Source organism: Bacillus sp. SIMBA_074, from assembly GCF_046534555.1.
Taxonomy (GTDB): domain Bacteria; phylum Bacillota; class Bacilli; order Bacillales; family Bacillaceae_G; genus Bacillus_A; species Bacillus_A mycoides.
In genome coordinates this window covers 1-279 of sequence record NZ_JAWRYM010000393.1, presented here as the reverse complement: position 1 = coordinate 279, position 279 = coordinate 1, and the positions used below count along the sequence as shown (strand labels likewise).

General features: G+C 43.4%; 1 pseudogene. It reads left to right on the top strand.

Annotation, left to right across the window (positions count from 1 at the left end):
- Positions 1 to 279, top strand: a pseudogene (locus SB773_RS31285) (dihydrolipoyl dehydrogenase); the annotation flags it as partial.

Below are 279 nucleotides of genomic sequence, written 5' to 3'. Positions count from 1 at the left end.
CTATGAAGCAAAAATTGCTGCTGAAGCGATTGCCGGACATCCATATGAAATTGATTATATAGGCATTCCAGCAGTCGTATTTTCAGACCCTGAGCTTGCAACTGTAGGTTATACTGAACAACAAGCCACAGATGAAGGTATTGAAGTAGTAACTGCAAAATTCCCATATGCGGGAAATGGACGTGCGTTGTCACTTGACAGCACAGAAGGGTTCGTTAAGCTTGTAACTCGTAAAGAAGATGGACTTATTATCGGAGCGCAAGTTGCCGGAGCAAATGC